We start from the raw sequence: 16,935 nt of genomic DNA, 5'->3' as shown, positions 1-16,935 counted from the left end.
GGCACAGTCTTACGCCTCCGTACGCCGCCTGCGCATCGCGACCACCACGCCCGCGCCCGCCGCCACGGTCACCGCGGCCGCCGTGCCCAGGGCCGCTGCCGGGATCTCGGAACCGGTCGAGGCGAGGGAGCCGTTCACGCTGCCCGTCGTGGAGCCGGTGACGCCGCCCGAAGTCGAGCCTGTCGTACCGGAGTTGTCGGTGCCGCCGGACGAGCCCGTGCCGGTGCCGGTCGTCGACGACGAGCCGTCCGAGGGGAGGTCGGCGTCGGCTGTGAGGGCAACCGAGAGGTCGAGCGGGTCGAGTTCGGCGCCGGTCTGGTAGAAGCCGCCGAAGGCCTTCGCGCCGGCCGCGGTGAGGGTGGCGGTGACGTCGTCGAGGGTGATGACGTCGTCCTTCGCGGTGAGGTCGGCCGAGCCCGCCCTCAGGTCGGCCAGGACCACGTCGTCGGACTTCTCGCCCAGGCTGGTCACATCCGCCGTCAGTGTGCCGGCGCCCTTGTCGAGGGTCGCCTTCAGGTCGGTGAAGGTGAGGTCGAGGCCGTAAGTGCCGTTGTCCTCATGGCCCTTGAAGTTCACCGCGCCCTCGAAGGCGGCGGAGAGGGTGTCGGCGTCCGTGTCGTAGCTGCCGGTCGCGCCGGTGAAGGTGAAGGCGCCGTTGCCGGTGGCCTGGGCCGCGCCGTCCGACGTCGTGATCTTGCCGTTGGCCACGCTGCCGACGACGTAGGCGCGGAAGGACTCCTTGACGCCCCAGGTGAGGATGCCGTCCGCGATGTCGCCCTTGGTGGCGGCCGGTCCGGAGGCGGTGTCCGAGGGGCTCGCGGTGTCGGAGGGCGTGGTGGACGGGGTCGCGCTCGGGGTCGTGCTCGGGGTGTCCGTCTTGGTGGGGGTGGGAGACGGGGACGCCGACTCCGTGGACGAGTTGGACGGGGTCGGGGACGTCGTCGACACCGGCTTCACCGCCGACAGGGGGTCGCCGGCCGCGTTCGCGTACGAGTCGCTGCCGAGGAACGTGCCCGCCACCGCGGTGAGGGTGGTGGCGAGGTCCGTCAGGTTCTGGCTCGTCGGTGCGGCGACCGTCGCGAGCGTCACGTCCTGCTGCTTGGTGCCGCCGTCCGCGACGAGGTCGGCGGTGAGGGTGCCCGCCGCGCTGTCGTACTGGAAGTCGGACATCTCCCGAACGAAGCCGTGCAGCGTCGACTTGGCGGTGACGGTGCCCTTGAAGGTGAGGTGCACGGCGTGGCTGGTGGTGTCGTAGGTGCCCGTGCCGTCCGTGAAGGTGAACGCGCCGTTGTTCGCGGCCTGCGAGGCGCCGTCCGTGGCGGTGAAGGAGCCCTGCGCGTAGGTGCTCACATAGGTGCGGTAGGACTGCTTGATGCCCCAGGTCAACTCGTAGCCGCTGAGCGGGACTTCGGCCGCCGACGCGGTGGTCGTGGCGAGCGCCGTGGCGCCGAACGCGGCGGCGGTCGCGACGGCCGCGGCGAGGGCGAAGGAAAGACGAGGTCTGACGGGCATGGCCGTGGTTCTCCTTGAGGTGAGTGGATGGTCCGCCAACGCGCGGACCGTGTAAGGGAGTCAGTCCGCTTCCGGCCCGGTGGTGTCGGTGGCCGGCCTGTCACGGCGCCTGCGGACCATGAACACGGACACGGCCGCCACCAGCAGGGCGCCGGCCGTGAGGCCGATCGGCAGCGCGGGCGAAGTGCCGTTGTCACCGCCGGAGTTGTCGGCGACCGGTTCCGCGGACACCGAAGGACGGGCCGACTGTTCCTCCGGCGTCCCGCTCGCCGTGGGCGTGGTGCCCAGGTCGGGCAGCGCGGGCAGCTTCGCGTCGTCGGTGAGGGCGACGGCCAGGGACACCGGGTCCATGGCGGTGCCCGCCTGGTACATCCCGCCGAAGACCTTCACGCCCTGCGCGGTGAGTTTCGCGGGCGCCTCGGTGACCTTCACCAGGCCCTTCGTCGCCTTGAGGCCCTTCGCGGTGAAGGTGACCAGCGGGACCTTCTTGCCGGTGAAATCGGTGCTGTCGAGGTCGGTGCTGGTGACGTCGGCGTAGAGCGTGCCCTTGCCGTCCTCGACGGTCGCCCGGACACCGCTGAGCTTCAGATCGAGTCCCTCGGCACCGGTGAAGCGCACCGCGCCCTTGAACGAGGCCGTCAGCTCCCCGCTCCTGTACGTCCCTTCACCGCCCGGGAAGCGGAAGAGGGCGCCGCCGTCCTCGGCTCCGGACGAGAGCGTCCACTTGCCCTTGGCGATGTCCCCGGTGACGTACTCCCGGAAGGTGCGCCGCACCCCCCAGTCGACGGCACCGTCCGCGATCGCACCGCTCGAACTCTCCTTCTTCGCGGTGGACCTGGAGGGTGTCGGGGTGGGCGTGGCGCTCTTGGCGGCCGCGGCCTTCACGTCCGCCGAGAGGCTCACCGGGTCCAGTGCCGTACCGGCCGTGTAGTACCCGGCGAAGGACTTCGCGCCCTGTGCGGTGAGCGTGGCGGGCAGGTTGTTGAGGACGACGGCGTTGCCGCCTCCCCGCATGTCGATGCCGCCGAGCGAGAGGGCGGCGAAGGGCACCTGCGAGGACGTCGTGACCGTCCCCGTGCCCTTCGCCTTGCTCGTGATGTCCAGGTAGAGCGTGCCGGTCGAGCCCGAGATACGGACCGTGGGGCGGCTGAGGGTGAGGTCGAGTTCGTAGCCGCCGTCGGTCTTCCTGTGGCCGACGAAGTGCACCCCGCCCGCGAAGGACGAGCGGAACACGCCCGTCGAGCCGTCGTAGGAACCCGTCGCCGAGGGGAAGCGGAACTGGCTGCTGCCCACGGTCGCCGCGCCGCCCGTGAGGGAGTAACTCCCGTTCGCTATCGGCCCGGTGACATAGCTCTGGAACGAGGACTTGATGCCCCAGTCGAGCCGGCCGCCCTGCACCGTACGGCTCTCGGCGTGGGCGAGGGCCGCGGGGAGCAGGGCGCCCAGGACCGCCGTGCACAACACGGTGACCAGGGCTCTTAGGCGCGCGGGCATGGGTGAGTCCTCCGGTGGCGACTGCCGGTAGCGAACAAAGGTAAGGCTAACCTAAGCTTTCCTCACCTGAAACGACAGTGCCCGAGAGATGCCGAGAGAGACGGACGGGACCGTGCCACGCTTGCGCACACGACTGGCGGGAGCACTGTTGTCCGTGCTCGCGCTCACCCTCACCGGATGCGGGGGCACCGGCACCTCCGCGGCCACCGCATCGCCGAAGGCCGCCGCCCCGGCCAACCGGGTGGAGCCACTGACCGACACCCCGGACCCCCGACTCCCGGTCACCGTGGGCTCGGCGGACGGCAAGAAGGTCACCGTCCGCGACGCGCGGCGCATCGTGCCGCTCTCCGGCAGCCTCAGCGAGATCGTGTTCACGCTCGGGCTCGGGAAGCGGGTCGTGGCCCGGGACATCACCGCCACCTTCCAACAGGCCGCGAAACTCCCCCTGGTGACCCGCAACCACGACGTCTCGGCGGAGAGCGTGCTGTCCCTCAAGCCCGACCTCGTGCTCGCCGAGACGACCACCGGACCGTCCGAGGCCATGGGCCAGATCCGCGCCGCCGGCATCCCGGTCCTCGTCGTCGGCCCGGCGAAGGGTCTCGCCGACGTCGGCCCGCGCATCCAGGCGGTGGCCGACGCACTCGGCGTACCGGCCGCGGGCAAGGAGTTGACCAAGCGCTCGGAGGACCGGATCGCCGCTGTCCGCAAGGCGATTCCCCGGCACAAGGAGAAGCCGCGGGTCGCGTTCCTGTATCTGCGCGGGTCCGCGTCCGTGTATCTCATCGGGGGCAAGGGCTCGGGAGCGACCTCGCTCCTGGAGGCGGCCGGAGCGGTCGACGCGGGCGCGGAGTCGGGTCTGAAGAAAGACTTCACCGCCATCACCACCGAGGCGCTCGCGCAAGCCGCGCCCGACGCGATTCTCGTCATGACCAAGGGACTTGAGTCGGTCGGCGGTGTCGACGGGCTGGTGAAGATCCCCGGTGTCGCGCAGACCCCGGCCGGGATGAACCGGCGGGTCGTCTCGATCGAGGACGGGGTGCTCCTCAACTACGGGCCGCGCACCGACCAGGTACTCAAGTCGCTGGTGGACCAGTTGTACGGAGGCGGGGCCAAATGACCGTACTGGACAAGGGGGTTGAGGCACCCGTCACCGCAACTCCCCCGCGAGGACGGCACAGTACGGGCTGGCTGCTCACTGTCGGACTGGTGGTCGCCCTGCTCGTCCTGGTCCCGGTGGCCGCCGGGCTGGGCGCGTATCCGATCCCGACCGGGGACGTCCTGGCCTCGGTGCAGCACCGACTCGGGCTGGGTGGCGGGGCGTTGGACCGCGTGCCGGAGTCCGTCCTCTGGAACGTGCGCTTCCCCCGCATCGTGCTCGCCCTGCTCGTCGGGGCGTCCCTCGGCTGTGCGGGGGCCCTGATGCAGGGCGTGTTCGGGAATCCGCTCGCCGAGCCCGGGGTCATCGGGGTGTCTTCGGGGGCGGCGGTGGGCGCGGTCGCCGTCATCGCGTTCGGGCTCGACTTCCTCGGTACGTGGACGGTGTCGGCGGTGGCGTTCGTCTCCGGGCTCGCCACCGTCCTGCTCGTCTACGCGATGTCGCGCTCGGGCGGCCGTACGGAGGTCGTGACGCTGATCCTCACGGGGATCGCGCTGAACGCGTTCGCGGGGGCGCTGATCGGGCTGTTCCTGTTCTTCGCGGACACGGCGGCCGTCAACCAGATCACCTTCTGGCAGCTCGGCTCGCTCTCCCAGGCGACCTGGCCGAAGGTCCTCGCGATCCTCCCGTGCGCGGTGATCGGCCTGACCCTCGCGCCGCTGCACGCCGGCCGCCTCGATCTCCTCGCCCTCGGTGAACGCCCCGCCCGCCACCTGGGAGTTGACGTCGAACGGCTCCGGATCATCCTGGTGCTGGTCATCGCCCTGCTCACGGCGGCCGCGGTCAGCGTCTCCGGGATCATCAGCTTCGTGGGCCTCGTCGTGCCCCACCTGCTCCGTATGGCGGCGGGCCCCGGTCACCGCTTCCTGATCCCGGCCAGCGCGCTGCTCGGCGCGCTGGTACTGCTGGCCGCCGACCTCACGGCCCGCACGATCGCCGCCCCGGCGGAACTCCCGCTCGGCGTCCTCACGGCCCTGCTGGGCAGCCCGTTCTTCTTCTGGCTGCTGCGCAGGACGCGGCGCAGGCAAGGGGGTTGGGCATGATCCAGGCCCCCTGGAACGGCTGTCGGCTCGACGGACGCAGTCCCGCGCCCCTCTCCACCGGCCGCGTCTCCGCCGACCCGTTCCCGGTCGGCCCCCACGAACCATCCCGGCGGTGCCGAACAGCCCTCGTCCCTACCCTCCAAGGAGCCCGCGCATGAGACTCCTCCGCGGCCGACCCGTGCCCCCCGCCCCCGCAGAACCGGGAGACGTCCTCGCCGAGGCCGAAAGCCTGCATGTCCAGCTCGGTGGGCGCGCGGTTCTCCACGGTGTCTCCGTGGTCGTCCGTGCCGGTGAGGTGCTCGCGCTTGTCGGGCCCAACGGCGCGGGGAAATCAACCCTGTTGGGCGCCCTCGCCGCGGTTCTCCCGGCCGTCGGCGGCGTCGTCCGGATCAGCGGGCGGCCGGCCAAGGAGTGGTCCGCGCCCGAACTCGCCCTGCGTCGGGCCGTACTTCCCCAATCGGCCACGCTCTCCTTCCCGTTCACGGTCGAGGACGTCGTACGGATGGGACGGGCACCGCACGCCACCAGCCCCGCCGAGGACGAGATCGCCGTAGCGGAGGCGATGGCACGGGCGGAGGTCACGGACTTCGCGCTACGGCCGTTCTCGGCGCTCAGTGGTGGGGAGCGGGCCCGGGTCGCGCTCGCTCGGGTGCTCGCTCAGCGGGCGCCGCTGCTGTTGCTTGACGAGCCGACCGCCGCGCTTGATCTGCGGCACCAGGAACTGGTTCTGCGGCTGTGCCGGGAAAGGGCGCACGCGGGGGACGCGGTGGTCGTGGTGCTGCACGATCTCGCGCTGGCCGCCGCCTACGCGCACCGGGTCGCGATCCTGCGCGCCGGTCGTGTCGCCGCCGACGGTCCGCCGAAGGACGTATTCACCGAGAAGTTGCTGTCCGACGTCTACGACCAGCCGGTTGAAGTGTTTCCGCATCCGCGCACGGGGGCGGTCGTGGTGACACCGAAACGCCCTGCTTGACCTTCCCTTGACCGTTCCTTGCCATCCGTTTTCCGCCATCGAGATCAAGCCGTGTCTGTGATTTTTCTGTGGGCAGTGAATACCGGACCGGACGGGTATGACTGAGGTAAGCCTCAGGTAAGTTAGGGCAGCCTCACCACACTGCCTTACGACATCACCTCGTCACACACACTCGCTTGGAGCCTGCATGCGTGCCGTCCGACTTCCCGTCGCCACCGCCGTCGCCGCCGCGGCCGCACTGACCGCCGTCACGGCGTGCACCGCGAAGAGCGACGCCAAGGACGGCGACGCGATCCAGGTGACCGCGGCCGACTCCAAGTGCACGACCTCGGCCAAGTCGATCCCGGCCGGACAGGTCACGCTGAAGATCGAGAACACCGGCTCGAAGGCGACCGAGGTCGAGATCCTCTTCCCGGACGACCGGATCGTCTCCGAGAAGGAGAACATCGGGCCGGGGACCAAGTACACGCTCACCGCCGAGGTGAAGGCCGGGTCGTACGAGATCGCCTGCCGCCCGGGCATGAAGGGGCACGGTGTGCGGCAGAAACTGACCGTCACCGGGGGCAGCGTCGCCAAGCGTGACCCGAAGCTGGACGCGGCCGTCGCCGCCTACCGCGAGTACGCGCAGGAGCAGGCCGACGCGACGATCCCGAAGGTGGAGACGTTCGCGAACGCCATCAAGGCGGGCGACCTCACCGCCGCCAAGAACGCCTACGCCCCCTCCCGCGTCGGCTGGGAGGCCACCGAGCCGATCGCGGAGTCGTTCGGGGACATCGACCCCAAGACCGACACCCGCGCCGACGGCCTGGAGAAGGGCCAGAAGTGGACCGGCTGGCACGCGCTGGAGAAGGCGCTGTGGCAGGACAAGAAGATCGGCGCCGAACAGAAGACCCTCGCCACCGAGCTGGTCACCGATCTGAAGGACTGGCAGAAGCGGGTCGGCAAGGCCGAGATCACCCCGACCTCCATGGCCAACGGCGCCAAGGAACTCCTCGACGAGGTCGCCACCGGCAAGATCACCGGTGAGGAGGACCGGTACTCGCACACCGACCTGAGCGACTTCAAGGCCAACGTCGACGGCGCGCAGAAGGCGTACGAGCTGCTGAAGCCGGTCGCGCAGAAGAACGACGCGGCCCTCACCACCGAGCTGGACAAGCAGTTCGCCGCGCTCAACACGCTGCTCGACAAGTACCGCTCGACCTCGACCTCCGACGGCTTCGTGTCGTACGACAAGGTCACCAAGGACCAGCGCAAGGAGCTGTCGGACGGGGTCAACGCACTCGCGGAGCCGCTGTCCAAGCTCGCCGCCACCGTCGTGAAGTAGGCCTGCAATGACCGACGTTCAGGAGAGCGAAGTCCAGGAGAGCGGTTCGCCGTCCCGCCGTTCGCTCATCGGCTGGGGCGGTGCCGGGCTCGCGCTCGGTGCCGTCGCGGCCGGCGGCGCGGTCGCGATGACCCGTGTCGGCGACGATGTCGATCCGGCCGGTGCCGACACCGGTGCCGCGGTCGCCTTCCACGGCGCCAACCAGGCCGGTATCGCCACACCCGTGCAGGACCGGCTGCACTTCGCCGCGTTCGACGTGAAGACCGACGACCGCGCCGAGTTCGTGCAGATGTTGAAGGACTGGACGGCCGCCGCCCGCCGGATGACCGGTGGGCACGCGGTCGGCGACGGGGCCTACGGCGGGCTCGCCGAAGCACCGCCGGACGACACCGGTGAGGCGCTGGGGCTGAAACCCTCGCGGCTGACGCTGACGATCGGCTTCGGGCCGTCGTTCTTCGACCACTTCGGGCTGAGCGGCAGTCGTCCCGACGCCCTCGTCGATCTGCCGCAGTTCCCCGGCGAGAACTTCGACAAGTCCCGTACGGGCGGCGACCTTTGTGTGCAGGCCTGTGCGGACGATCCGCAGGTCGCCGTGCACGCGATCCGCAACCTGGCCCGTATCGGGTTCGGGAAGGTCGCGATCCGCTGGTCCCAACTGGGCTTCGGGAAGACGTCGTCCACGACTCCCGGTGCCCAAACCCCGCGCAATCTCATGGGGTTCAAGGACGGCACCCGCAACATCGCGGGGACGGAGACGGACCGGCTGAAGAAGTTCGTGTGGGTCGGCGAGGGAGACAACGCCACCAACTCGGCCTGGATGACCGGGGGTTCGTATCTCGTCGCCCGGCGCATCCGGATGAACATCGAGACCTGGGACCGGACCTCTCTCCAGGAGCAGGAGGACGTCTTCGGGCGGGACAAGGGCGAGGGCGCGGCGGTCGGCAAGGCGAAGGAGCACGACCCGCCGTTCCTGAAGGCGATGAAGCCCGACGCGCACGTCCGGCTCGCGCACCCCGACTCCAACAGCGGGGTCACGATCCTGCGCCGGGGCTACTCCTTCACCGACGGCACCGACGGCCTCGGCCGTCTCGACGCCGGCCTGTTCTTCCTGGCCTACCAGCGCGACGTACGCAAGGGATTCATCCCGCTCCAGCGGAGGCTGTCGGCGACCGACGCGCTCAACGAGTACATCCAGCACGTGGGTTCGGCGGTCTTCGCCGTCCCGCCGGGCGTCCGCGACAAGGACGACTGGTGGGGCAGCACGCTGTTCTCCAAGGACGCGAAGGAGTCGTAGACCGTGTTCTCGAACTATCTGATCGGTCTGCGCGAGGGCCTCGAAGCCAGTCTCGTCGTCTGCATCCTGATCGCCTACCTGGTCAAGACGGACCGGCGGGACGCGCTGCGGCCGATCTGGATCGGCATCGTCGTCGCCGTCCTCATCGCGATGGGCTTCGGCTGCGCGCTCGAGTTCGGCTCCCAGGAGATGACGTTCCAGGCGCAGGAGGCGCTCGGCGGTTCGCTGTCGATCCTCGCGGTCGGGCTGGTGACGTGGATGGTGTTCTGGATGCGGCGCACCGCCCGGCACCTGAAGGCCGAACTGCACGGCAAGCTGGACGCGGCCCTCGCGATGGGCACGGGCGCGCTGGTCGCCACCGCGTTCCTCGCCGTCGGCCGTGAGGGCCTGGAGACCGCCCTGTTCGTGTGGGCATCGGTGCACGCGGCGAGCGACGGCACCCCGCGCCCGCTGGTCGGCGTGGGACTGGGCCTGGCCACGGCCGTGTTGCTGGGCTGGCTGTTCTATCGCGGGGCGTTGAAGATCAACCTCGCGAAGTTCTTCACCTGGACCGGCGCGATGCTGGTCGTCGTGGCGGCGGGTGTACTGGCGTACGGCTTCCACGACTTGCAGGAGGCCGACTGGCTCCCGGGGCTGACGAAGCTGGCCTTCGACATCAGCGACACGATCCCGCCGGACAGCTGGTACGGCACCCTCCTCAAGGGCGTCTTCAACTTCCAGCCGGACCCGACCGTCCTACAGATCACGGTGTGGCTGCTCTACCTGGTCCCCACGCTCGCCCTGTTCTTCGCCCCGGTAGGGTTCGCCTCCGGGAAGGGGAAGGTGAAGACACCTGATGAGCAGGGATCGCAGCCCTCGAAGGCTCCGCAGGCTTGACCGGCGCGTACTGATAGCGGCTTCGATGACCGCTTTGTCGCTGACGGCGAGCGGTTGTGTGGTCGTCCACGGCGAGCGGGAGGTCCTCCCGGCCACCACCCGCGCCGAGGCCGCCACGGCACTCCAGCAGTTCACGACCGCGTACAACGCGGCCGACAAGGCGTACGACAGTTCCCTGGACTCCGCTCATGTCACCGGCGCGCTCGGTGACATCGACGCGGCGCGGCTGAAGGCGGGGCACGCCAACTCCCCGTCCGGGAACGCGAACTACTCGCCGCTGGAGCTGACGGACGCGAAGTTCACCATCCCGAAGAAGGCCGGCTGGCCGCGTTGGTTCGTCGCCGACACCGCCGCCAACAAGGGTGGCGCGGCTCGGTGGTTGCTGGTCTTCACGCGCAACGACCTGTCCGAGCCGTGGCAGGTGGCGTATCTGACGCTGCTCGCGCCCACCGCCGTACCGAAGTTCAAGACCGACAAGGACGGCTGGGCCGAGTCCGTACCGGCGAACTCGACCGAACTGGCCGTAGCGCCGGGCGAGTTGAGCCAGAGCTACGCGACGTATCTGAAGAGCGGCGGGAATACCTTCGCGGACGGCACGCACACCAGCGCGTGGCGTGCGGACCGGGAGAAGGCCACCAAGCCCGGTCTGGCCGTCCAGTTCCTCGACCAGCCGCTGACGAGCGGCGACTACGCGCCGTTGGCGCTGCGTACGGCGGACGGCGGGGCGCTGGTGTTCTTCACGACGCGGTACTTCCAGAAGGAGACCGCGGCGGAGGGCACGTCGGTGCCGACCCAGAACAAGGACGTCCAGGCGCTGACGACGGGCGAGGTGGAGCAGTCCCTCACCCTCCAACTCGTCTCCAACGAGGTGGCGTTGGACCCGAAGCGGGGCGGGAAGGTGTCGGTGCTGGGGCGGATCGAGGGACTGACCTCGGCGCAGGGCGGCTGACCTCAGGAGGTCAACGGCCCAGTGGCCAGGCCGCGTTCTCCTGGTCCGGCTCCGCGCCGGCGTGGCGGGCGCAGGCGTCCGTGAGCGTTTCGAGGAGGGTCAGCGGGTCGGGCAGGGGATGCTCGGGGCCGCGGACCCAGTGAACGGACTGGTTCTCGCCGGGGAGTTGGGCCGGGGGGACGAGGACGTAGGAGCCGCGGCAGTGCCAGCGCAGGCCGGGGTGTTCGTCCATCGTCTCGGGGTGGCAGTCCAGTTCGCACGGCCACCACTCGTCCTCGTCCTCGGGGGTGCCGCGGGTGAGGGTGAAGAAGAGCAGCCGGCCGTCGTCGCTCGCGGCGACCGGTCCGATCTCGACACCGGCGGCGAGCAGCCGCTCCAGTGCCTCGCGGCCCGCTTCGAGGGGGACGTCCAGGACGTCGTTGACCATCCCGGTCGCGGTGATGAAGTTGGCCTGCGGCTGGTGACGGGCCCAGCGCTCGATCTGTGCGCGGTCGGTCGTGGACTGCGTCTGCCAGGCGAACGACACCGGGTGCCGGGCCGGGGTGGGGCAGCCCACGCGGTCGCACGAACATCGGTAGCCCGGGGCGGGGTGCGCGGCGGGCGCGATCGGCAGCCCGGCCTCGGCGGCGGCCAGCAGCAGCGCCTCGCGTCCGCTGCCGTCGTCGGGGGCCTCCTGCGGGCGGCGTCCACGCAGCCACGAGGAGAGTTTGCCCTGCCGACCGGTCCGGCCACCGAACGTCGCGCTCATCTATCTCCTCGCCCTGCTGTTGTCGCCCTGCCGTCGTGCGGAGAAGTCCTGCCGTTGTGCGGAGAACTTCCCCTATGGTCCCACCATCCTGCGCCCCGAGAGGCGGTACCCCACATCCGGGGTAGGTGGGACGAGACACACGTGTGGCGCTTTCGACGCAAGTGTCACGCTTTTTCCGGCCAGGGGTCTCCCCAGCTCACGTTCCGTGCCGCCTTGTACAGGTCGCCGTGGCGTTTGGTGACCGTCGTCCGGCGCAGCTGCTCGTCCGTCTCGCAGAGGTCGAGGAGTACCTGTCCCTTACGGATCTGCGGGCGTCGTACGACACGTGCGGGGGCGGGTTCGACGGGGAAGCGGGCGGCCGCCACGTAGCTGAACTTCTCGTCCTCGTACGGCAGGGAGCCGCCCTTGACCTGGCGGTGCAGGGAGGAGCGGCTGACCCGCGCCGAGAAGTGGCACCAGTCCTCGCCGGGGGTGATCGGGCAGGCGGCGCTGTGCGGGCAGGGGGCGGCGATGTGGAACCCGGCGGCGACGAGTCTGTTCCTGGCCTCGATGACGCGGGCGTAGCCGTCGGGGGTGCCGGCTTCGACGATCACGACAGCCTGGGCCGCGGACGCGGCGGCGTCCACGAGTGCGGCCCGGTCCGGGACGGTGAGTTCGTTGAGGACGTAGGAGACGGTGACGAGGTCGGTGGGGTCGAGGGTGAGCGCGGAGCCGATGCGTGCGCGTTGCCAACTGACGTTGCGCAGTGCCGGGTTGGCGGCGGCGATCTCCTTCCCCAGGGCGAGCGCGGGTTCGGCCCAGTCGAGAACGGTCACCGGGCGGTCGCCGTCCCAGGTCGCGGCGACGGCCCACGTGGCGGAACCGGTCCCGCCGCCGACATCAACGTGTCCCTGCGGGGCCCATTCGGGTACGGCGTCCGCGAAGGCGTCCAGTGCGGAACGTACGGCTTCGAAGGTCGCCGGCATCCGATAGGCCGCGTAGGCCGCGACGTCCGCACGGTCCCTGAGGATCGGGGCGTCGGTCGGGGTGGCCCCCCGGTAGTTGCCGATCAGGCGCTCCACAGCCCCGGCGGCCTGCCTGGGCGGAAGCCCGTCGAGCAGGCGGGCTAGAGCGGTACGCAGGGTTTCGGCGGGCGCCACGGGGTCGTTCACCCGCCGATTCTAAGTGTCCCAGCACTGATGCCACGGTCCCTGGGGGCTCCCCTCACCCCCGCACCGCCCGAGCCACCCGAGTCCCCGCGGCCGCCCGCGGCCCGCTGTCAGCTCCCCGTCTCCTCGGATGCACCGTGTTGGCCAGGAGGACCAAGAACGTGTCCGTGGACGGGTCCAGGACCAGTGACGTGCCCGTGAATCCCGTGTGACCCACTGCTCCGCGCCCCGCCAACTCGCCCATGAACCACGCCTGGTCGACCCCGAAGCCCAGTCCGGGCGGGGTCAGCAGCAACTCCACGAAGTCGGATCCCAGGATGCGGGCGGGGCCGTAGGAACCGCCCGCCAGCAGGGTGCGGCAGAAGATCGCCAGGTCGCGGCCTGTCGAGAAGAGGCCGGCGTGGCCCGCCACGCCACCCAGTGCCCACGCGTTCTCGTCGTGGACGACGCCCCGCAGCATGCCCCGGTCGGCCTTGGCCCAGGGGCGGCGTTGGTCCTCCGTGGCCGCCGCGCCCGGGCACGGGCCGAAGTCCGTCGACGTCATGCCCAGCGGGCGGGTGATGCCGTCGTGGATGAGGACGTCGAGTGTGCGGCCGCCGATGCGTTCCAGGACGGACTGGAGGAGGAGCAGGTTCAGGTCCGAATAGACGTACTCGCCCGGCTCCGCCACCGGCGCCTCCTCGCGCAGCATCGCCAGGCGTTCCGCGTCGTCCGCGCAGTCGTAAAGCGGGAGTTCGGGGCGCAGGCCCGAGGTGTGGGTGAGGAGTTGGCGGACGGTGATGCCGTGGCGGGCCGCGGCCCGGAAGTCCGGCAGGTACGCGCCCACCCTGGCGTCTATGCCGAGCGTGCCGCGCTCGATCTGCTGCATCGCGGCCACCGCCGTGAACAGTTTGGTGAGGGAGGCCAGGTCGAAGGGGGTGTCCACCGTCGTCGGGACGCGGGAGGCGGGGGGTAGTTCGACGCCCCGGTCCGTCTCCGGGTCGTAGGCGGAATACCGTACGGCCCAGCCCGCCGCCTCCTCCACGGCGATCACCGGGCCGCGGCCGGCGACCACGACGGTGCCCGCAGCCCAGGGGCGGTCGCCGGTGGTGAGGGCGTGGACGTCCCGGATCAGGTGGCGCAGTTCCTCGGGGTCGAGGCCGGCCCGTTCCGGGGTGTCGTTGCGCAGTCTCGGGGCGCTCAGCTCCCCACTCCCTCCGCGGTCGTACGTGTGTTCCAAGGACGGCACATTCCCACGAAGCAGGCCACCGCCACCAGTGCGGCCACCAGTTGGACGACCGCCATCGGGACGGCGGTGTGCTCGCCCGCGATTCCGACGAGTGGGGACGCCACCGCGCCTATCAGGAAGGACGACGTACCCAGCAGGGCGGAGGCGGAACCCGCGGAGTGCCTGGTGCGCATCAGCGCCAGGGTCTGGGCGTTGGGGAGCGTCACGCCCATCGCCGACATCAGGACGAAGAGCCCGGCCGCCACCGGGACCAGGCCCACCCCGCCGAACACACCCGTCGCCATCAGCAGCAGCGCCGTCGCCGCCAGCACCACCACCGCCAGGCCCGCGCCCAGGACCTTGTCCATGGATACCCTGCCGACCAGCAGCTTTCCGTTGATCTGGCCCACCGCCACCAGACCGACCGAGTTGACGCCGAAGAGGAGGCTGAAGGTCTGCGGGGAGGCGCCGTAGATCTCCTGGACGACGAAGGGCGATGCCGAGATGTACGCGAAGAGCGCGGCGAAGGCGAAGCCGCCCGTGAGCATGTAGCCCGTGAAGGGGAGGTCGGAGAGAAGACTTCTCATGCTGCGCAGGGCCTCCGCCGTGCCGCCCCCGTGGCGGTCCTCCGGGGCGAGGGTCTCGGGGAGGCGGGTCCAGACGAGGACGGCGAGGGCCGTACCGACGAAGGTCAGGATCACGAACACGCCCCGCCAGTCCGTGACCCGCAGGATCTGGCCGCCCACCAGCGGGGCGACGACCGGGGCCACCCCGGAGACCAGCATCAGGGTGGAGAAGAAGCGGGCCATCGCCACGCCGTCGTAGAGGTCGCGTACGACCGCCCGCGCGATCACTATTCCGGCCGCGCCCGCCAGGCCCTGGATCAGCCGGAAGGCGACCAGGGACTCGACGTTCGGCGCGATCGCGCACAAGGCGGTCGCGACGACGTAGACGGCCAGGCCGGTCAACAGTGGGCGTCGGCGGCCGAGTTTGTCACTCATCGGGCCGACCACCAGCTGCCCCAGCGCCATGCCGGCGAGGCAGGCGGTGAGCGTGAGCTGGACGGTCGCGGCGGGGGCGTGCAGGGAGCGGGTGACCGCCGGGAGCGCGGGGAGGTACATGTCCATCGACAGCGGCGGGGTCGCGGTGAGGCCGCCGAGGATGAGGATGACGAGGAGGCCCGCGCGGCGGGTCGCCTTGAGCGACGACGGTGACGACGGTACGGCGGACTGCGGCACGGCCGGCGCCTGCGCCTCCTGCTCGGGCATGTGCCCCTCCCTCTCCGGGTGATCCGCCACCTATGCTCTCAGCTCGTACAGGGTGCCGAGGGTCTGGTGAGCGAGGGTGGGTCCGCGATGACGGAGCAGAGGGTGCGCTGGGGAGTCCTGGCCACGGGTGGGATCGCGGCCGCGTTCGCGGCGGAGCTCGTCGATCTGCCGGACGCCGAGCTGGTCGCGGTGGCCTCGCGGACGGAGGCCTCGGCGAAGGCGTTCGCGGAACGGTTCGGGATCGAGCGGGCCTACGGCGGCTGGGACGCGCTGGCGAACGACGCGGACCTCGACATCGTCTACGTCGCCACCCCGCACTCGGCGCACCGCACGGCGGCCGGTCTCTGTCTGGAGGCCGGGCGGAACGTGCTCGTCGAGAAGGCCTTCACCCTGAACTCCCGCGAGGCCGGGGAACTCGTGACCCTGGCCCGCGAGCGCGGCGGCTTCCTGATGGAGGCCATGTGGATGTACTGCAATCCGCTGGTACTGCGGCTGAAGTCCCTCGTCGACGACGGCGCGATCGGTGAAGTGCGCACCGTCCAGGCCGACTTCGGGCTCGCGGGTCCGTTCCCGCCCGCGCACCGGCTGCGGGATCCCGCGCAGGGCGGCGGCGCGCTGCTGGACCTCGGGGTGTACCCGGTGTCGTTCGCGCATCTGCTGCTCGGTGAGCCCGCGGACATCAAGGCGTCGGCCGTGCTCTCCCCCGAGGGCGCCGATCTGCAGACGGCGGCCCTGTTCTCCTGGGACAGCGGCGCGCTGGCCGCGCTGCACTGCTCGATCGTCGGCGGTACGGGGACCTCGGCGTCGGTGACCGGTTCGCTGGGCCGGATCGACATCCCGGACGGCTTCTTCCACCCGGAGCGGTTCGTGCTGCACCGGGACGGGCGCGACCCCGAGGAGTTCGTCCTCGACCCGGCCGACGGGCCCCGCAACACGCTGCGGCACGAGGCGTCGGAGGTGATGCGGGCACTGCGGGCCGGTGAGACCGAGTCGCCGCTGGTGCCGCTGGAGGGCACCCTCGCGGTGATGCGGACGCTGGACGCGGTGCGGGAGCGGATCGGGGTGCGGTACCCGCAGGAAGGGTGACTCGTAGGCTGCGGCCATGAACGCTGAGGAATCGTCGAGGATCGCCGTGGTGACCGGCGCGGGCTCCGGCATCGGCCGCGCGGTCGCCGTGGAACTGCTGCGCGCGGGCTGGTCGGTGGCGCTGGCCGGCCGCCGCGCCGGGCCGCTGGAGGAGACGGCCGCGCTGGTGCCCGAGGGTGCCTCCATCGCCGTGGCGACGGATGTGGCGCGGCCGGACGACGTGGACGGGCTGTTCGAGGCGACCGTGGAGCGGTTCGGGCGGGTGGACCTGCTGTTCAACAACGCGGGGACCTTCGGGCCCGGTGGGGTGCCGGTCGAGGAGTTGCCGTACGACGCGTGGCGGCACGTGGTGGACACCAACCTCAACGGGGCGTTCCTGTGTGCGCAGGCGGCGTACCGGCGGATGAAGGAGCAGGTGCCGCAGGGCGGGCGGATCATCAACAACGGGTCGATTTCCGCTCATACGCCCCGTCCGCATTCCGTGGCCTACACGGCGACCAAGCACGCGCTGACGGGGCTCACCAAGTCGCTGTCGCTGGACGGGCGGCCGTACTCGATCGCGGTCGGGCAGATCGACATCGGGAACGCGGCGACCGACATGACGGCGCGGATGGAGACCGGGGCGTTGCAGGCCAACGGGGTGGTCACCCCGGAACCGGTGATGGATGTCGCGGACGTGGCGCGCACCGTGCGGCACATGGCGGAGCTGCCGTTGGGGGCGAATGTGCAGTTCGCGACGGTGCTGGCGACCGCGATGCCGTACGTGGGGCGTGGCTAAGTCGATTCGCACAAACGGAATTTGACCGTCCACACCATTGCGCCCGGTTGCTGACTTATGCTCAACTCTCTCCACCAAA

General features: G+C 70.7%; 15 protein-coding genes. 9 read left to right on the top strand and 6 right to left on the bottom strand.

What is annotated here, in order from left to right; genetic code table 11:
- Window positions 1-9 precede the first annotated feature (9 nt).
- Both OG714_RS36135 and OG714_RS36130 read right to left on the bottom strand, forming a co-directional pair.
- Window positions 10-1,512, bottom strand: a complete 1,503-nt coding sequence (locus OG714_RS36135; protein ID WP_406127415.1) for an HtaA domain-containing protein — start codon at window positions 1,510-1,512, stop codon at window positions 10-12.
- Window positions 1,513-1,572: 60 nt separating this feature from the next.
- Entirely contained in the window at window positions 1,573-3,006 is a 1,434-nt protein-coding gene (locus OG714_RS36130) for an HtaA domain-containing protein (RefSeq protein ID WP_406127413.1), read from the bottom strand.
- A gap of 88 nt (window positions 3,007-3,094) precedes the next feature.
- Here OG714_RS36130 and OG714_RS36125 point away from each other — a divergent pair, with 88 nt between their 5' ends.
- The 7 genes from OG714_RS36125 (at window position 3,095) to OG714_RS36095 (ending at window position 10,621) form a co-directional block, all read left to right on the top strand.
- Window positions 3,095-4,123: a hemin ABC transporter substrate-binding protein gene (locus OG714_RS36125; protein ID WP_406127411.1), complete on the top strand. Its 1,029-nt coding sequence runs from the start codon at window positions 3,095-3,097 to the stop codon at window positions 4,121-4,123.
- On the top strand, window positions 4,120-5,205 hold the full coding sequence (locus OG714_RS36120) for a FecCD family ABC transporter permease (protein WP_406127409.1): 1,086 nt from the start codon (window positions 4,120-4,122) through the stop codon (window positions 5,203-5,205). The genes OG714_RS36125 and OG714_RS36120 overlap by 4 nt, the downstream gene beginning before the upstream one ends.
- A 154-nt stretch (window positions 5,206-5,359) precedes the next feature.
- The gene (locus OG714_RS36115) at window positions 5,360-6,178 is read left to right on the top strand and encodes a heme ABC transporter ATP-binding protein (protein WP_406127408.1); all 819 of its coding nucleotides are present in this window, start codon (window positions 5,360-5,362) and stop codon (window positions 6,176-6,178) included.
- Between the two features lie 187 nt (window positions 6,179-6,365).
- The gene (efeO, locus tag OG714_RS36110; RefSeq protein ID WP_406127407.1) at window positions 6,366-7,502 is read left to right on the top strand and encodes an iron uptake system protein EfeO; all 1,137 of its coding nucleotides are present in this window, start codon (window positions 6,366-6,368) and stop codon (window positions 7,500-7,502) included.
- 7 nt (window positions 7,503-7,509) lie between these two features.
- On the top strand, window positions 7,510-8,796 hold the full coding sequence (efeB, locus tag OG714_RS36105) for an iron uptake transporter deferrochelatase/peroxidase subunit (RefSeq protein WP_406127405.1): 1,287 nt from the start codon (window positions 7,510-7,512) through the stop codon (window positions 8,794-8,796).
- Between the two features lie 3 nt (window positions 8,797-8,799).
- Window positions 8,800-9,672, top strand: a complete 873-nt coding sequence (efeU, locus tag OG714_RS36100) for an iron uptake transporter permease EfeU (RefSeq protein ID WP_406127403.1) — start codon at window positions 8,800-8,802, stop codon at window positions 9,670-9,672.
- Window positions 9,632-10,621, top strand: coding sequence for a hypothetical protein (locus tag OG714_RS36095; RefSeq protein WP_406127401.1), 990 nt, complete (start codon window positions 9,632-9,634; stop codon window positions 10,619-10,621). Before efeU ends, OG714_RS36095 begins: the two co-directional genes overlap by 41 nt.
- A gap of 10 nt (window positions 10,622-10,631) precedes the next feature.
- Here OG714_RS36095 and OG714_RS36090 read toward each other — a convergent pair whose 3' ends face one another.
- From OG714_RS36090 to OG714_RS36075, 4 genes are all read right to left on the bottom strand, one after another.
- On the bottom strand, window positions 10,632-11,369 hold the full coding sequence (locus tag OG714_RS36090; RefSeq protein WP_406127400.1) for a bifunctional DNA primase/polymerase: 738 nt from the start codon (window positions 11,367-11,369) through the stop codon (window positions 10,632-10,634).
- A 164-nt stretch (window positions 11,370-11,533) separates the two neighbouring features.
- Window positions 11,534-12,520 carry a small ribosomal subunit Rsm22 family protein gene (locus OG714_RS36085; protein ID WP_406127399.1) on the bottom strand — a complete coding sequence of 329 codons (987 nt, stop codon included), beginning with the start codon at window positions 12,518-12,520 and terminating at the stop codon, window positions 11,534-11,536.
- 52 nt (window positions 12,521-12,572) lie between these two features.
- Window positions 12,573-13,745, bottom strand: coding sequence for a serine hydrolase domain-containing protein (locus OG714_RS36080; RefSeq protein ID WP_406127398.1), 1,173 nt, complete (start codon window positions 13,743-13,745; stop codon window positions 12,573-12,575).
- Window positions 13,697-14,992, bottom strand: coding sequence for a multidrug effflux MFS transporter (locus OG714_RS36075; RefSeq protein WP_406127397.1), 1,296 nt, complete (start codon window positions 14,990-14,992; stop codon window positions 13,697-13,699). The genes OG714_RS36080 and OG714_RS36075 overlap by 49 nt, the downstream gene beginning before the upstream one ends.
- An 87-nt stretch (window positions 14,993-15,079) precedes the next feature.
- Here OG714_RS36075 and OG714_RS36070 point away from each other — a divergent pair, with 87 nt between their 5' ends.
- Both OG714_RS36070 and OG714_RS36065 read left to right on the top strand, forming a co-directional pair.
- Entirely contained in the window at window positions 15,080-16,078 is a 999-nt protein-coding gene (locus OG714_RS36070; RefSeq protein ID WP_406127395.1) for a Gfo/Idh/MocA family protein, read from the top strand.
- 16 nt (window positions 16,079-16,094) lie between these two features.
- A complete protein-coding gene (locus OG714_RS36065) occupies window positions 16,095-16,856 on the top strand; it encodes an SDR family oxidoreductase (RefSeq protein ID WP_406127393.1) in 762 nt (253 codons plus the stop codon).
- The last annotated feature ends 79 nt before the right edge of the window (window positions 16,857-16,935 follow it).

Source organism: Streptomyces sp. NBC_00989 (genome assembly GCF_045162655.1).
Lineage (GTDB): Bacteria > Actinomycetota > Actinomycetes > Streptomycetales > Streptomycetaceae > Streptomyces.
The sequence above is the reverse complement of the archived record's forward strand: the minus strand, read 5'-3'. Positions and strand labels throughout refer to the sequence as shown.